This is a genomic window from Vineibacter terrae (assembly GCF_008039615.1).
In the GTDB taxonomy this organism is placed as follows: domain Bacteria; phylum Pseudomonadota; class Alphaproteobacteria; order Reyranellales; family Reyranellaceae; genus Vineibacter; species Vineibacter terrae.
Genome location: NZ_VDUZ01000008.1, coordinates 70,795 through 85,363 on the forward strand (window position 1 = coordinate 70,795; position 14,569 = coordinate 85,363).

Consider the following 14,569-nt stretch of genomic DNA (forward strand, 5'->3'; position numbering starts at 1 on the left):
CTCCCCTTTCCCTCGGCCTCGCTGTCATCTCGAGCGCAGCGGGATCACGTCGGTGCCTGGCGATGATGGTCCGTGGCCTGCTGGTAGGCGTGGCCGACGGCGTACAGCGTCGCCTCGGCGAACGGCCGGCCGACCAGCTGCAGGCCGATCGGCAGGCCGTTGGCGTCGCGGCCGCAGGGCAGCGACAGCGCCGGCAGGCCCAGCAGGTTGAACGGCCGCGTGAAGCGCGAGAAGCGGCTCAGGATGGCCAGCGCCGTGGCGCCCGGCCGGCGCTCGACGTCGGTCTCGGCCCGTGTCGGTGTCGCAAACGGCATGGTCGGCAGCAGCAGGGCGTCGATGCCGTCCAGCGTGCCGGCGATGAATTCCTGAGTGTGGTGCGTGCGCAGCCGCAGCGCGTCGATGTACTGCGTCGCCGGGATGAGGAAGCCCGCCTCCATGCGCCAGCGCACCTGGTTGGCATAGTCCTGCGGCCGTGCCTCGAGCCATGGCCGGTGCATCGCTGCGGCTTCGCACTTGATGATGGTCTCGGCGCTGTCGAACAGCGCGCCCAGCTCGGGCAGGCGGACGTCGACGAACGTCACGCCCAACCGTGTCAGGTCGCGGCGCGCCTGCGCCAGCGCGGCGATGACATCGCCGTCGACGCCGTCGAGCCCGGCGTCCTGCGGCACGCCCAGCCGCAGGCCGGCGACCGGACGGTCCAGCATCGCCTCGTAATCGGGCACGGCTTGCCCGCTGGCCGTCGCATCGTTGTCGTCGGCGCCGGCGATCACCTGCAGCAGCCGTGCGTTGTCGGCGACGCTGCGCGTCAGCGGGCCGACATGGTCCAGGCTCCAGGCGCGCGGCAGGGCACCGAAGCGGCTGACGCGGCCATAGGTCGGCTTCATGCCGACGACGCCGCAGATCGCGGCCGGCATGCGGATCGAGCCGCCGGTGTCGGAGCCGAGGGCGCCGAAAATCATGCGCGCCGCCACGGCGGCGGCCGAGCCGCTGGACGAGCCGCCGGTGACGCGGGCCGGATCCCAGGGATTGCAGCAGTCGCCGAAATGGACGTTGTGCCCTGTCGGGCCGGCGGCGAACTCGGCCATGTTCAGCGTGCCCAGGTCGACGGCGCCGGCGGCGTCCAGGCGCGTGTTCACCGTGGCGGTGCGGTCGGCGATCCAGTCGCGGCGGATCGCGCTGCCGCCGGTCGAGACGCGGCCCTGGCGGTAGAACATGTCCTTGTGCGCCAGCGGCACGCCGTGCAGCTTGCCGCGCAGCCGGCCGGCGCCGCGCTCTAGGTCGCGTTCGCGGGCGGTGGCCAGCGCCGCATCGCGGTCGAGCCGGATGAAGGCGTTGGTGCGCGGCTGCCAGGCCTCGATGCGCGCCAGGCAGGCCTGGGTCAGCTCGACCGACGAGACGCGGCCATCGACGATGGCCGCGGCGGCTGCCGTCAGGTCGAGCGTGGTCCAGTCGTTCACGGTGTCGCGCTCCTGGCGAGCAGCGCGGCATAGGCAGCCGGATCGTCGTCGAAGCTCAGCCTGTCGGCGGCCGCGCCGCGCACGGCGCCGTTGAGGCGCCCGACCTCGGCCGCAAGGTCGGCGGCCCGCGCCGGCGTCAGGCGAATGCCTTGCAGCGCGTCGGCCATGTCCGCTATCAGTCCCGCCTTGTCCTCCATGCGTGGCTCCTCCGGGCAGCTGTCCCATAGTGTCGCAGCGATGTGGAATTTGTCGATGATCGTCCTGACGGGAGCGCCGGCTTCGAGCCGGCTCATGATCCGGCGCCTGGCGCCGGTGCCGGCTGGAAGCCGGCGCTCCCGAAGACACCGCAGGGGCGGCGCATGAACCGCACCGCCGCGCTGCTGGCCCTGGCCGCGGTGCTCGGTGCCGTCGCGGTGGCGCTGGGCGCCTGGGCGGCGCACGGGCTGGAGGCGGCCTACGGCGCCCGTGCGGTGTCGCTGGTCGAGACCGCCGTGCGCTATCAGCTCTGGCATGCGCTGGCGATCATGGCGGCGCTGGGCCTGCATCGCATCGCCGGCCGGCAGGTCGCGGCACTGGTGCGGGCCGCCCAGCTGTTCGCCCTGGGCATGATCCTGTTCTGCGGCGCGCTCTACATCCTGGCCTTCGGCGGGCCGCGATGGCTGGGCGCGGTCGCGCCGATCGGCGGCCTGGGCATGATCACCGGCTGGTTGATGCTGGCCTGGGGCGCCGTCAAGGCCTTCAAAGATCCGCAATCGCGCGGTTGATCGCCGATGGCGCTTCGCGCCATGCTGTCGGCTCGTCACTTCGGGGAGAAGAGCCATGGCCGCGCCGCTTTGTCCAACCGTCACCGGCGCGCTGCAGATGGGCGGCACCGGCACCGCAATGGTGCTGAACGCCTGCCGCGCGCGCATAACGGAGCGTGAGGGTGCCGTCGGCGCCTGGGAGGTGGTCGATGTCCGCGCCGCCATGGATTCGACGCCGGTGGCCGGGCCCCTGACCGGGCTGCCCGTCGGCGTGAAGGACATCATCGACACGGCCGCGTTCGCCACCGGCTACGGCTCGCCGATCTTCGCCGGCCACCGTCCGACAGCGGACGCCGCCTGCGTGGCGACGTTGAAGCAGGCCGGCGCGCTGGTGCTGGGCAAGACGGTCACCACCGAGTTCGCCTCGGCCTTTCCCGGCAAGACGCGCAACCCCCACAACCCGGCGCACACGCCGGGCGGCTCCTCCAGCGGCTCGGCGGCGGCCGTGGCCGACGGCATGGTGCCGGTGGCGCTGGGCACACAGACGGCCGGCTCGGTGATCCGTCCGGCCGCCTATTGCGGCGTCGTCGGCTACAAGGGCAGCTACGGCTGGACCGACATGGCCGGCGTGCGCCCGCTGGCGCCGTCGCTCGACACGCTGGGGCTGTTCACGCGCCGCGTCGCCGACATCGCGCCGGTGCGCGCCGTGCTGGCCAAGGGTGCCCGCGCCGCGACGGCGGCGCGCATGCCCGCGCGCATCCGCCTGTTCCGGACTCCGATGTGGGACCAGGCCACGCCCGAGGCGCGCCGCGCCGTGGAGCGCGCGCTGCGCATGCTGGGGGATGCCGGCGCCAGCACCGACGAGGCGCCGGTGCCCGCATCCTGGACCGACATCGTGGCGACGCAGCTGACCATCATGTTGAGCGACATGGGCCGGCAGTTCGCGCCGCTGCTGGCCGAGCACGCCGACAAGCTGAGCGCCTCGATCCGCGAGCAGATCGAGCACGGCCAGAAGATCACGCCGGAGGCCGAGCAGGCCGCGCGCGCCAACGCCGATGCCCTGCGGGCCGAGATGGCGACGCTGCTGCCGGCCGGCGAGGTGTGGCTGACGCTGGCCGCGCCCGGCGAGGCGCCCGAGGGCTTGGCCGCCACCGGCGATCCGCTGTTCAACCGCCCCTGGACCCTGCTGGGCGTGCCCTGCGTGGCGCTGCCCTACCGCCAGGGTCCGAAGGACCTGCCGCTGTCGGTGCAGCTGGTGGCGGCACGCGATACCGACGACGACCTGCTCGACGCCGCCGCCTGGATCGAGGACGTCCTGGGGTAAACCCTGCTCCCCACGCTTCAGGACCCCGCCGCCGCTGGTGAAAGGTCGGACCGCGTCGCTCCAGCGACGCCCCGGCGCGAAGCGCCGGCTCGCAGCCAAATGCGCCGCTGGAGCGGCGCGGTCCCAGCCGTCGCCGGCACCACCGTTCATTGGCCGAACCACCGCAGGGTCCGTGCTTCGCTCGCGGCGGATAAGATGGGGAAGGAAACCGTCACGGTACCAGCACCGCAGCGCCCCTGACGTCGCCGCGGCGCAGGCGGTCCAGCACCGCGTTCGCCTGCGCCAGCGGATAGCGTTCGACCGTTGTGCGCACCGGCACCTTCGGCGCCAGCGCGAGGAAGGCCTCGGCGTCGCCGCGCGTCAGGTTGGCGACCGACACGATCTCGCGCTCGCCCCACAGGATGTCGTAGGGGAAGCTCGGGATGTCGCTCATGTGGATGCCGGCGCAGACCACGCGGCCGCCTTTGCGCACGGCGCGCAGCGCCAGCGGCACGAGGTGGCCCGCTGGCGCGAACAGGATGGCGGCGTCGAGCGGCTCGGGCGGCGCGGTTTCGGACGCGCCGGTCCAGGCTGCGCCCAGCTCGCGCGCGAAGGCCTGGGCGGTATCGTCGCCGGCGCGTGTGAAGGCGAAGATCCGGCGGCCCTGCCAGGCCGCGACCTGGGCCACGATGTGGGCGGCGGCACCGAAGCCGTAGATGCCCAGCCGCGGCGCGTCGCCGGCCTTCACCAGCGCGCGGTAGCCGATCAGCCCGGCGCAGAGCAGCGGCGCGGCCTCGACGTCGTCGTAGCCCTCGGGCAGGGCGAAGACGTAGCGTACGTCGGCCACGGCGCGGTCGGCGTAGCCACCGTCGATCTGGTAGCCGGTGAAGCGCGCCGCGTCGCACAGGTTCTCACGGCCGGCCCGGCAAAGGTCGCACTGTCCGCACGTCCAGCCCAGCCATGGCACGCCGACGCGGGCGCCGGGAGCGAAACGGTCGGCGCCCGGGCCGCAGGCCAGGATCCGGCCGACGATCTCGTGGCCCGGCACGATCGGCAGCTTGGGCGACGTCAGCTCGCCATCGACGACATGCAGGTCGGTGCGGCACACGCCGCAGGCGCTGACCGCGATCAGCACTTGGCCCGGTCCGGGCACCGGGTCAGCGGCCGGCATGTCGATCAGCGGCGTGTTCGGCCGCTGCAGCACCATCGCACGCATCGAGGACCTCCGCGTCGGACCGCATCTTGCAAGGCTTGGCCTGCCGGGCGGGCCGATTGACAGGCCCGGCATGGGGTTCCTATCGTGCGGGCAGATCCATGGCTAGCCTTGCTGATGCGCTTCCCGCGACGCGGCTGACGCCACGGCCGCGGCGGCCGGCGGTATCGCCGATCGCGTGGCTGGTGGGGCCGGCGCTGCTGCTGTTCGTGATCTTCTTCGTGCTGCCGTTCGCCGTGATGGCGGTGCTGTCGCTGCTGAGCGGCAACCCGGCGCAGAACCCCAACGTCTATCTGACATCGCGGCATTATGTACGCTTCGCAGGTGACGACCTGTACTGGGACGCGCTGTGGTCGACCTTGCGCATCGGCATCGTCACGACGCTGGCGTCGCTGCTGGTGGGCTACCCGCTGGCGCACTGGATGGCGCGCATGAAGTCGCGTCTGGGCCATGCGCTGCTGCTGATGGCCGTGATCGCGCCGATGCTGACCGGCATCGTGGTGCGCACCTTCGCCTGGATGACGATCCTGCAGGACAAGGGCGTCATCAACACGACCCTGATCGGGCTGGGGCTGATCGAGAAGCCGCTGCCGCTGATGTACAACGAGTTCGGCACCGTCGTGGCCCTGGTGCATATCTACGTGCCGTTCATGGTGCTGACCTTGACCGGCGTGATTGGCCGCATCGACGAGCGGCTGGAGCAGGCGGCGCGCAATCTCGGCGCCTCGCGCCTGCGCGCCTTTGCCGAAGTCACCCTGCCGCTCAGCCTGCCCGGCATCTTCGCGGGCTCGCTGCTGGTGTTCGCGCTGTCGATCAGCGCCTATGTCACACCCTTCCTGATGGGCGGCACCAACGTGCTGACCCTGCCGATGCTGATCTACCAGCAGGTCAGCTCCTCCTTCAACCTCGGCTTCGCCGGCGCGCTGGGCGTCATCCTGCTGGCCGTGTCGCTGCTGGTCGTGATCGCCTACAACCACGTGCTGGCGCGTTTCTCCGGCCCGGAGGGGCTGACATGAGCGCGCGCAGCGTCGATGCCGGCCGCCTTGCCTACTACGCGCTCAATGGCGCGATCATCGCCTTCCTGCTGGCGCCGATCGCCATCGTCGCCGTCTTCGCCCTGAACCCGACACCCTACATCTCGTTCCCGCCGGTGGGTGTCACCGGCCGCTGGTTCGTGAAGTTCTTCGCCACCGACGACTTCATGGTGGCGCTATGGCTCAGCCTGCGCGTGGCGGTCGTGGTGCTGCTGCTGTCGATGCTGATCGGCGGCGCCTGCGCGCTGGCGCTGGCGCGCGGCCGGCTGCCCGGCGCGCGCTTCCTCACCGCCTTCTTCATGTCGCCGCTGATGCTGCCGGCCATCCTCACCGGCCTGGCGCTGTTCCAGGTCTTCCAGCTCGCCGAGCTCGACCGGCCGGTCTGGGGCCTGATCGTCGGCCATACCCTGGTGGCGGTGCCCTACGTGCTGCGGACGACGCTCGCGGTGCTGGCCAATTTCGACACCCGCGTCGAGGAGGCCGCCGCCAGCCTCGGCGCCTCGCCGATGCGGGTCTTCGTCGAGGTCACCCTGCCGCTGATCCGCCCCGGCGTGATCGCCGGCGGCATCTTCGCCTTCATCGTGTCGTTCGACCAGTTCCCGATCTCGCTGTTCCTGGTGCCGCCCAAGGGCGAGACGCTGCCGGTCGTGCTGTTCAACTACATGAAGTTCGACCTCGACGGCGCCATCGCGGCGGCCTCGATGGTCTCGATCCTGCTGGCGTTGTCCGTCGTGTTGTTGCTGGAACGCGTCATCGGGCTCAAGGCCTACGTCAAGCTGTGACCGATATCCTTCCCCCTCCGGGGGAAGAAAGGTTCGTCAAACAGGGGAGTGACATGACTGCCAACCGTCTGACCCGCCGCGCCGTGCTGTCCGCCGGCGCCGCTGCCGCGCTTGCCACGATCGGGGCGCCGGTGATCCTGCATGCCCAGACCGCCACCCTGAAGATCACCACCTGGGGCGGCAAGTGGGGCGACATCATGAAGGCCGAGCTGCTGCCCGCCTTCGAGAAGGAGTTCAAGTGCACGGTGTCGGCCGACCAGGCCTTTCCGTTCGTGCCCAAGCTGCAGGCCAGCCCCAAGAGCAATCCCGTCTATGATGTGCTGCACACAAACTCCAACGAGCAGTGGAGTTCGCTCGACCTGGGCCTCGTCGAAGCCCGGCTCGATCACAAGAAGATCCCCAACCTCGCCGATGTCTATCCCTACGCGATCAGCGACAAGATCGTCGGCGTGTCGATCTTCACCAGCGCCATCGGACTGGGCTACCGCACCGACAAGGGGCTCAAGAAGCCGACCTCGTGGAAGGATTTCGCCGACCCGGCGCTGGCCGGCATGCGCGGCGGCTACATCATCCCGGTGAACAGCCTCGGCCAGTGCCACCTCATGATGCTTGGCAAGATCTACGGCAAGGGCTTCACCGACCTCGATGCCGCCTACAAGGCGCTGGAGGCGCTCAAGCCGATCAAGCTGGTCGACTTCACCGGTCAGATGGAAAAGATGCTGCTGGCCGGCGAGGTCAACATGGGCGTGATCCACGACAGCGGGGTCTTGCGCTACGAGGGCCAGAATCAGCCGATCGACTTCGCGATCCCCAGCGAGGGCGTGATGGCGCTCGAGCAGGTGCTGAACGTGACGCCGGGCAGCAAGGTCAAGGAGCTGGCCTATGCCTATATCGACTATATGCTGCGGCCTGACGTACAAAAGAAATTGGCGGAGACGGTGTGGTACTCGCCGTCGAACAAGAAGGTGAAGCTCGCCCCCAAATACGACGCCCGGCTGTTCAACACCGAGGCCAAGGTGGCGCAGCTCATCCAGCCGGACTGGAAATGGTACAACGCGCGCAAGGACGAGATCGACACGCGCGTGACCCGGCTGCTGAAGGGGTGATTTTCCTCCCCACGCAGTGGGGAGGTGGCCCGAAGGGCCGGAGGGGACCCGTGGTGATTTTGGCAACAGAGACCACGTCGCGTCCCCATCCGACCTTCGGCCACCTTCCCCGCAAGCGGGGAAGGGATGAATAGCGCATGACAGATCATTCTCTTCCGGCCTCCGCCGACATCCGGCTCGAGGGTGTCAGCAAGAGCTTTGACGGCAAGGTCAAGGCCGTCGACGACGTGTCGCTGGCCATCGCGCCGGGCGAGTTCTTCTCGCTGCTGGGACCGTCGGGCTGCGGCAAGACCACCAGCCTGCGCATGATCGCGGGGTTCGAGGCGCCGGATGCCGGGCGCATCCGGGTCGGTGGCGCCGACATCACCGACGTGCCGGTGCACAAGCGCGACATGGGCATGGTGTTCCAGTCCTATGCGCTCTTTCCGCACCGCACGGTGGCCGAGAACGTTGCCTTCGGCCTGCGCATGCGCAGCCTGCCGCGCGAGGAGATCAGGCGCCGGGTTGCGGCGGCGCTGAAGCAGGTGGCGCTCGACGGCTACGAGGACCGCCGGCCGGGCCAGCTCTCCGGCGGCCAGCAGCAGCGCGTGGCGCTGGCGCGCGCCATCGTCATCCGCCCGCCGGTGCTGCTGTGCGACGAGCCGCTGGGCGCGCTCGATCGCAAGCTGCGCCAGTCGATGCAGTTCGAGCTCAAGCAGCTGCAGAAGGAGCTGGGCGTCACCCTGGTCTTCGTCACCCACGACCAGGAGGAGGCGCTGGCGATGTCCGACCGCATCGCCGTGATGAATGCCGGCCGCGTCGAGCAGGTCGGCGCGCCGGCCGAGATCTACGACCGCCCGCGCACGCGCTTCGTCGCCGACTTCATCGGCGAGATCAACCTGTTCGATGGCACCTGGGACGGCGGGCGGTTCATCGCCGGCGACGGCCGTTCCTTGCCGGCCACAATGAACGGCGCCCGGCCCGGTGCCGGCGCGGTGGCGGTGCGGCCGGAGAAGGCGCGCATCGTGGCGCCGGGCGAGGGCGCTGTCGCCGGCCGCATCGAAAGCGCGAACTTCCTGGGCGGCCAGGTGCTGTACCGCATCGCCGCCAGCGGCGACCGCCACATGCTGGCCAAGGAGACCAATATGGGTGCCGCCGCGCGCCCGGTCGGCACCGAGGTCGGCCTGCTGTGGAACGAAGCCGACGCCGTCGTGCTGGAGGGGTGATTTCTCCTCTCCGCCCGCGCAGCGGGGGGAGAGGAAGGGGCCCGTCGCGCGCAGCGCGATGGGAAGGTGAGGTGGGTGGTATGGACAAGTGTATTCTTGTGATTGAGATCGGTTTCGGCACCGGCACCCACCTCACCCTCCCATGCCTTCGGCATGGGCGCCTCCCTCTCCCCCCACTGCGTGGGCGGAGAGGGAATTCAACGGAGAATTGACATGCCTCGCACGCTCGGCATCGCCGTGATCGGTCAGGCGCCGCGGCCCGACATCGCGGCGCTGTTTGCGGCGCAGGCGCCTGCGGGCACGCGCGTCGTGATGCGCGGCTGCCTCGATGGGCTGAGCGACGCCGAGATCGATGCGCTGCCGCCTACGGGCGGTGCCGACACGCTCTACACGCGGCTGCCCGGCGGGCGGGATGCCAGGATCTCCAAGCAGGCCGTGGTCGCCCGCGCGCCCGAAACGCTGGCCAGGCTGCGCGCCGACGGCGCCGATGCGCTGGTGTTCAACTGCACCGGCGCCTTTCCGCCGATGGCCGGCGATGCCAGCGTGCTCTTTCCATCGCGTGTGCTGGCCGGCCTCGCCGCCGGCCTGCTGCCGCAGGGAAGGCTGGCGCTGCTGGTGCCGCTGCCCGAGCAGGCCGTGAAGCTGAAGGAAAAATGGCAGCGGCCCGGGATCGAGATTGCGGCCGAAGCGCTGGTGCCCAGCGGCGATGACGCCGCGGTCGAGGCGGCGGCGGTGCGGCTGAAGGCGCAGCGCCCCGATCTCGTGGCCATGGACTGCATGAGCTACACGCCGCAGACCAAGGCGGTCGTGAAGCGTGTGCTGGGTGTGCCGACCCTGCTGGCAATCACCGCCACGGGGCGGGTATTGAGGGAGTTGCTGGACTGATGGCTTTGCGCGATATCACGGCCGACGACATCGAGTCGCTGGCGGTCGGCGCCTGGGTGCTGGGCACCGGTGGCGGCGGCAGCCCCTATCTCGGGCTCTTGAACATGCGGCGGCTCTACAAGGACGGCCATCGCGTGCAGTTGATGACCGCGGACGAGCTTGCCGACGATGACTGGGTGGCCGCCGTCTCCAACATGGGCGCACCGCTGGTCGGCCAGGAGCGGCTGACCGACAGCCGCACGATCGCGCGCGCCGTGGCGTTGATGGAGGAGCATACCGGCCACCGCTTCCGCGGCATCATGGCGCTTGAGATCGGCGGCGGCAACGGCATCCAGCCGCTGATGGCGGCAGCGCACCTGGAGCGTCCGGTGATCGACTCCGACATGATGGGCCGCGCCTATCCCGAGGCGCAGATGACCAGCGTCGCGGTCGGTGACCTGCAGCCCTGGCCGCTGAGCACCGTCGATGTGCGCGGCCTGGAGGCGATCGTGCAGAAGGTGCCGACCTGGAAGTGGATGGAGCGGGTGAGCCGCAAGATCTGCGTCGAATACGGCTCCATCGCCTCGACCTGCAAGGCGCCGCGTACCGGTGCCGAGGTCAAGAAATGGGGAATCCACGGCACCACCACCAAGGCGATCCGCATCGGCCACGCCGTGCGCGAGGCGCAGCACCAGCACGCGGACCCGATCGCGGCGATCCTCTCGGTCGAGCGGGGCTTGGTGCTGTACCGCGGCAAGGTGGTCGATGTCGAACGGCGTGCCACCGAGGGCTTCCTGCGCGGCCGCACGCGGTTCGAGGGCATGGAAGACTGGCGCGGCAGCACCATGGAGATCGCCTTCCAGAACGAGTGGATCGTGGCCTGGCGCGACGATGCGCCGATCGCGATGTCGCCCGAGCTGATCTGCGTGCTCGACACCGTGTCGGGCGAGGCGGTCGGCACCGAGACCATCCGCTACGGCCAGCGCGTCACGGTGATCGCTCTGCCGCCGCCCGAGGTATTCCTCAGCGAGAAGGGGCTGCAGCATGTCGGCCCGCGCGCCTTCGGCTACGACATCGACTTCAGGAGCGTGTTCGCGTGATGGCCTTCATGGTGAGCTTGTCGAACCATGAAGGCCAGGCACGGGCCGTGGTGCGGCGCTTCATGGTTCGACAGGCTCACCATGAAGCACTCTAAGGATTGAGGCGACCTCATGCCCCGTCGCGACATCACCCTCGACGATATCGAGTCGCTGGCGGTCGGTGCCTGGATCCTGGGCACGGGCGGCGGCGGCAATCCCTACCTGTCGCTGCTCAACATGCGGCAACTCTACCGCGATGGCCATCGCGTGCAGCTCATGCCGGCGAGCGACCTGGCCGACGACGATCAGGTGGCCATCGTCGCCGGCATGGGCGCACCGCTGGTCGGGCTGGAGCGGCTGACCGACAGCCGTACCATCGCCCGTGCTGTCGAGGTGATGGAGGCGCATGTCAGGCATCGCTTCGCCGGCATCATGGGCGTGGAGATCGGCGGCGGCAACGGCGTGCGGCCGCTGATGGCGGCAGCGCTGCTGGGCCGGCCGGTGATCGATTCGGACACCATGGGTCGCGCCTATCCCGAGGCGCAGATGACCAGTGTCGCGATCGGCGACCTGCGGCCCTGGCCCTTGGCTGCGGTCGACGTGCGCGGGCTGGAGGCCATCGTCGACAAGGTGCCGAGCTGGACGTGGATGGAACGGATCGCGCGCAAGATCTGCGTCGAGTACGGCTCGGTCGCCGCCACCTGCCAGGCGCCGCGCACCGGCGCCGAGGTGAAGCGGTGGGGCATCCACGGCACCACCACCAAGGCGATCGCCATCGGCCATGCCGTGCGCGCGGCGCAGCGCCGGCACGACGATCCGATCGCCGCCATCCTCTCGGTCGAGCCGGGCAAGCTGCTCTACAAGGGCAAGGTGGTCGATGTCGAGCGGCGCACCACCGAGGGCTATCTGCGCGGCCGTGTACGGTTCGACGGCGCCGATGGCTGGCGCGGCGCGATGATGGAGACCAGCTTCCAGAACGAGTGGATCGTGGCCTGGCGCGATGGCGAGCCGATCGCCATGACGCCGGACCTGATCTGCGTGCTCGACAGCGTCTCGGGCGAGGCGGTCGGCACCGACACTATCGGCTACGGCCAACGCGTCACGGTGATCGCCTTGCCGCCGCCGGACGTGTTCCTCAGCGAGAAGGGCCTGCACTACGTCGGCCCGCGCGCCTTCGGCTACGACATCGGCTTCAGGAGCGTGTTCGCATGATGACAGCCTTCATGGTGAGCCTGTCGAACCATGAAGGCTACGCACGAACAGCAGTGCGAGCCGCTTCATGGTTCGACAGGCTCACCATGAAGCGGTCTTCCCCCAGGAGCTTTGGAACAGTGTGATGAGACGGATCGGGATCGATGTCGGCGGCACCAACACGGACGCGGTGCTGATCGAGGAGGGCAAGGTCGTGCGCGCCGTGAAGGCGCCGACGAGCGAGGACGTGACCACGGGCATCCTGGAGGCGCTGGCGGCGCTGGGCCGCACCGGCGTTGTGCAGGCCAGGCGCATCGACGGGGTGATGATCGGCACCACGCATTTCATCAACGCCGTGGTGCAGCGACGCCACCTGACCAGGGTCGCGGCCTTGCGGCTGGGCATGCCGGCTGGCGCCTCGCTGCCGCCGTTCTGCGACTGGCCCGACGATCTGGCCGAGATCGTGCGCGGCGGCATCTGGATGGTCGAAGGCGGCCACGAATACGACGGCCGGCCGTTCATGCCGCTCGACGTGGCCGCGATCGAGCAGGCGGCGCGCGCGATGAAGGCCAAGGGGCTGCGCGCCGTTGCGATCTCCGCCGTCTTCTCGCCGCTTGATCCGTCGCACGAGCAGCAGGCGGCCGCCATCGTGGCCCGTGCTCTGCCTGAGGCGGCGATCACCTGCTCCGCGGATCTCGGCCGCATCGGGCTGCTGGAGCGCGAGAATGCCGGCCTCCTGAACGCAGCGCTGGCCGACCTGGCGCGTGACACCATCGCTGCCTTCGAGAAGGCGATCGCCGACAGCGGCATCGAGGCGCCGCTCTTCATCACCCAGAACGACGGCACCGTCGTCGAGGCGGCGCAGGCCGGCCGGCTGCCGGTCTACAGCTTCGCTTCGGGCGCCACCAACTCGATGCGCGGCGGCGCCTACCTGTCGGGACTGCAGGACGCGATGGTGATCGACGTCGGCGGCACCACGACCGATGTCGGCCAGCTGCGGCATGGCTTCCCGCGTGAGGCCAATTCGGTGGTGCGGATCGGCGGTGTGCGCACGCTGTTCCGCATGCCCGATCTGATGTCGATCGGTCTGGGTGGCGGCAGCCACGTGTCGCTCGATCCGCTGTCGGTCGGGCCGCTGTCGGTGGGCTATCGCCTGCTGAAGGAGGGCGTCGCCTTCGGTGGCCGGCAGCTCACCACCACCGACGTCGCCGTCGCCAGCGGCAGGCTGGACCTGGGCGAGCGCGCCAGGGTGAAGCATCTCGATGCGGCGACCTGCGCCCGCGTCTTCGCCGAGGCCCAGCGCATGATCGAGGAGACGGTGGACCGCATGAAGACCGAAGCCGGCAATGTGCCGCTGGTTGCGGTCGGCGGCGGCGCTTTCCTGGTGCCCGACCGGCTCGAAGGTGTGTCGCAGGTCGTGCGCGTGCCGCACGGCGACTGCGCCAACGCCGTGGGCGCCGCCATCGCGCAGGTCTCGGGCGAATGCGATCAGATCTTCCGCGACCTGGCGCGCGCCGACGCCCTCGCCAAGGCGCGTGCGATCGCCGCCGACCGCGCCGCCTCCGCCGGCGCCGATCGCGCCACGCTCACGACCATCGAAAGCGAGGACATGCCGCTGGCCTACCTGCCCGGCAACGCGCTTCGGGTGCGCGTGCGCGTCGTCGGCGACGTCGCGGCGGCGTAAGACCGCGAGAAGAGCAACCACAGAGCTCCCCACCGGCTACGCCGCCTACAAAGACTGGAACGGCTCACGATCGAGGGACAGACGCTGGGCGCGCGCCACTCCGTGACGCGTCTTCGTCTGGTGCGGCGCATGACGCGCCACGGAGTGGCGCGCGCCCAGCGTTTGATCGAAGCGCCCGGGCCAGTTCGCTTTTCAGGAGGCACGACGCAGCCGTTGACCGCAATCAATCGCCGGGAACGCGCCACTCCAGTGGCGCATTGGCGCGTATCGCCAAATCTGGCGCCGGTGCATTAGCCGGCCGCAGCCCTCGCGCCATCCTGGGCGCCCTTGATCATCGCCGCCAGCGCAGGCGCCGCCAGGATCTCGATCCAGTAGCCGTCGGGGTCCTTGATGAAGGCAAGCCCCTTCATCTTGCCGTCATCGGGGCGCTTCACGAACGCGACGCCCAGGTCCTCGAAGCGCGCGCAGGCGGCGTGGACATCCGGCACGGTGATGCCGATATGGCCGAAGCCGCGCGGATCGGCGTTGCCGTTATGATAACCGACGAAATCCGCGTCGCTCTCGGTGCCCCAGTTGTGGGTCAGCTCGAGGGTGGCTTTCTGCCGGAAGACATACTCGGCCCGGGCAACCGCCTCGTCGGGGACCGGCTCATCGCTGGCACGGACATAGGCCATGAAATAGAGCGAGAACTTCATGTCCGGGAAGTCGAAGCGGTCGAGCAGGGTCATGCCGAGGACGTCGCGGTAGAAGGCGACAGAGCGCTCGGGGTCCTTGATCCGGAGCATCGTCTGGTTGAAGATGAAATCGCCGGTCGCGGCCGTCGTATCCGTGCTCATGGGCGTCCTGCTCCTGCTCCGTGTGCCTGCGTCAGCGTTAGCCGCAATGCCTTGGAAAGGCGCGCGCGGCAG

14 protein-coding genes are annotated in these 14,569 nt (G+C 69.8%); 10 read left to right on the forward strand and 4 right to left on the reverse strand.

The annotated features are described in order from the left end of the window. Positions 1-44: 44 nt before the first annotated feature. On the reverse strand, positions 45-1,457 hold the full coding sequence (locus FHP25_RS09130; protein ID WP_218578285.1) for an amidase: 1,413 nt from the start codon (positions 1,455-1,457) through the stop codon (positions 45-47). Next, positions 1,454-1,750 (reverse strand): hypothetical protein, encoded by a 297-nt coding sequence (locus FHP25_RS41325; protein ID WP_218578286.1) that lies wholly within the window; start codon positions 1,748-1,750, stop codon positions 1,454-1,456. The genes FHP25_RS09130 and FHP25_RS41325 overlap by 4 nt, the downstream gene beginning before the upstream one ends. Before the next feature lie 66 nt (positions 1,751-1,816). Here FHP25_RS41325 and FHP25_RS09135 point away from each other — a divergent pair, with 66 nt between their 5' ends. Further along, positions 1,817-2,221 (forward strand): DUF423 domain-containing protein, encoded by a 405-nt coding sequence (locus FHP25_RS09135; protein ID WP_147846619.1) that lies wholly within the window; start codon positions 1,817-1,819, stop codon positions 2,219-2,221. 55 nt (positions 2,222-2,276) lie between these two features. Then, on the forward strand, positions 2,277-3,524 hold the full coding sequence (locus tag FHP25_RS09140) for an amidase (RefSeq protein WP_147846620.1): 1,248 nt from the start codon (positions 2,277-2,279) through the stop codon (positions 3,522-3,524). A gap of 211 nt (positions 3,525-3,735) precedes the next feature. Here the strand turns inward: FHP25_RS09140 and FHP25_RS09145 are convergent, their stop codons facing one another. After that, positions 3,736-4,719, reverse strand: coding sequence for a zinc-dependent alcohol dehydrogenase family protein (locus tag FHP25_RS09145; RefSeq protein WP_147846621.1), 984 nt, complete (start codon positions 4,717-4,719; stop codon positions 3,736-3,738). Positions 4,720-4,817: 98 nt separating this feature from the next. Between FHP25_RS09145 and FHP25_RS09150 the strand changes: the two genes are divergently transcribed. The 8 genes from FHP25_RS09150 to FHP25_RS09185 all read left to right on the forward strand — a co-directional run bounded on the left by FHP25_RS09150 (position 4,818) and on the right by FHP25_RS09185 (position 13,661). Continuing rightward, positions 4,818-5,732, forward strand: coding sequence for an ABC transporter permease (locus tag FHP25_RS09150; protein ID WP_147846622.1), 915 nt, complete (start codon positions 4,818-4,820; stop codon positions 5,730-5,732). After that, positions 5,729-6,532: an ABC transporter permease gene (locus tag FHP25_RS09155; protein WP_147846623.1), complete on the forward strand. Its 804-nt coding sequence runs from the start codon at positions 5,729-5,731 to the stop codon at positions 6,530-6,532. The genes FHP25_RS09150 and FHP25_RS09155 overlap by 4 nt, the downstream gene beginning before the upstream one ends. Positions 6,533-6,585: 53 nt before the next feature. Continuing rightward, entirely contained in the window at positions 6,586-7,638 is a 1,053-nt protein-coding gene (locus FHP25_RS09160) for an ABC transporter substrate-binding protein (RefSeq protein WP_147846624.1), read from the forward strand. A 137-nt stretch (positions 7,639-7,775) separates the two neighbouring features. After that, the gene (locus FHP25_RS09165; protein ID WP_147846625.1) at positions 7,776-8,843 is read left to right on the forward strand and encodes an ABC transporter ATP-binding protein; all 1,068 of its coding nucleotides are present in this window, start codon (positions 7,776-7,778) and stop codon (positions 8,841-8,843) included. 213 nt (positions 8,844-9,056) lie between these two features. Then, on the forward strand, positions 9,057-9,728 hold the full coding sequence (locus FHP25_RS09170) for an AroM family protein (RefSeq protein WP_178133406.1): 672 nt from the start codon (positions 9,057-9,059) through the stop codon (positions 9,726-9,728). Then, positions 9,728-10,807, forward strand: a complete 1,080-nt coding sequence (locus tag FHP25_RS09175; protein ID WP_147846627.1) for a DUF917 domain-containing protein — start codon at positions 9,728-9,730, stop codon at positions 10,805-10,807. Before FHP25_RS09170 ends, FHP25_RS09175 begins: the two co-directional genes overlap by 1 nt. Positions 10,808-10,918: 111 nt before the next feature. Then, positions 10,919-11,998, forward strand: coding sequence for a DUF917 domain-containing protein (locus FHP25_RS09180; protein WP_147846628.1), 1,080 nt, complete (start codon positions 10,919-10,921; stop codon positions 11,996-11,998). 124 nt (positions 11,999-12,122) lie between these two features. Continuing rightward, the gene (locus FHP25_RS09185; RefSeq protein ID WP_147846629.1) at positions 12,123-13,661 is read left to right on the forward strand and encodes a hydantoinase/oxoprolinase N-terminal domain-containing protein; all 1,539 of its coding nucleotides are present in this window, start codon (positions 12,123-12,125) and stop codon (positions 13,659-13,661) included. A 290-nt stretch (positions 13,662-13,951) separates the two neighbouring features. On the opposite strand, the gene gloA is transcribed toward FHP25_RS09185, so the two are convergent. Next, positions 13,952-14,497, reverse strand: a complete 546-nt coding sequence (gene gloA / locus FHP25_RS09190) for a lactoylglutathione lyase (RefSeq protein WP_147846630.1) — start codon at positions 14,495-14,497, stop codon at positions 13,952-13,954. Positions 14,498-14,569: the final 72 nt, after the last annotated feature.

Coding starts and splice junctions, on each gene's coding strand:
- FHP25_RS09140 (WP_147846620.1), top strand. CDS start 2,277: ATGGCCGCGCCGCTTTGTCCAACCGTCACCGGCGCGCTGCAGATGGGC.
- FHP25_RS09160 (WP_147846624.1), top strand. CDS start 6,586: ATGACTGCCAACCGTCTGACCCGCCGCGCCGTGCTGTCCGCCGGCGCC.
- FHP25_RS09180 (WP_147846628.1), top strand. CDS start 10,919: ATGCCCCGTCGCGACATCACCCTCGACGATATCGAGTCGCTGGCGGTC.
- FHP25_RS09145 (WP_147846621.1), bottom strand. CDS start 4,719: ATGCGTGCGATGGTGCTGCAGCGGCCGAACACGCCGCTGATCGACATG.
- FHP25_RS09185 (WP_147846629.1), top strand. CDS start 12,123: ATGAGACGGATCGGGATCGATGTCGGCGGCACCAACACGGACGCGGTG.
- FHP25_RS09155 (WP_147846623.1), top strand. CDS start 5,729: ATGAGCGCGCGCAGCGTCGATGCCGGCCGCCTTGCCTACTACGCGCTC.
- FHP25_RS09150 (WP_147846622.1), top strand. CDS start 4,818: ATGGCTAGCCTTGCTGATGCGCTTCCCGCGACGCGGCTGACGCCACGG.
- gloA (WP_147846630.1), bottom strand. CDS start 14,497: ATGAGCACGGATACGACGGCCGCGACCGGCGATTTCATCTTCAACCAG.
- FHP25_RS09135 (WP_147846619.1), top strand. CDS start 1,817: ATGAACCGCACCGCCGCGCTGCTGGCCCTGGCCGCGGTGCTCGGTGCC.
- FHP25_RS41325 (WP_218578286.1), bottom strand. CDS start 1,750: ATGAGCCGGCTCGAAGCCGGCGCTCCCGTCAGGACGATCATCGACAAA.
- FHP25_RS09170 (WP_178133406.1), top strand. CDS start 9,057: ATGCCTCGCACGCTCGGCATCGCCGTGATCGGTCAGGCGCCGCGGCCC.
- FHP25_RS09165 (WP_147846625.1), top strand. CDS start 7,776: ATGACAGATCATTCTCTTCCGGCCTCCGCCGACATCCGGCTCGAGGGT.
- FHP25_RS09175 (WP_147846627.1), top strand. CDS start 9,728: ATGGCTTTGCGCGATATCACGGCCGACGACATCGAGTCGCTGGCGGTC.